The following is a 299-nucleotide window of genomic DNA, read 5'->3' on the forward strand; positions in this document are numbered from 1 at the left end:
GACTCCATCCACAATGACGCCTTATTGTTGTGGGACGCGGCTCACGTTACTAAGCTTCGTCGCCATTTAGGCCTCCTTAAAATCTTGGGTAACTTCTTCTTACTTCGGAAACGCAAGGAACTGTGAACTGGCCACAACACCGCTGTCCGTTACAGTGCCCGGGGCTTTAACCATGTTTTCCAGATCGATTACGTTGATGGTGTTGATCTTGCCCTGCTCGCCCAGAACGGGTTCACTCGTGTATCCATGGACGGTGGCAGAAACACTCACCGCAAATGCGGTTTCAGCCTCCACTATGT

1 protein-coding gene is annotated in these 299 nt (G+C 51.2%); it reads right to left on the reverse strand.

The genetic code is table 11. The features are described 5' to 3' along the window. Nucleotides 1-99 precede the first annotated feature (99 nt). On the reverse strand, nt 100-299 hold a 200-nt coding region (locus tag AC1RO3_RS09030), incomplete at its 5' end, for a hypothetical protein (protein ID WP_481764085.1).

The sequence above is a fragment of the Dellaglioa sp. CoH-57-MRSF-19 genome (assembly GCF_056781975.1).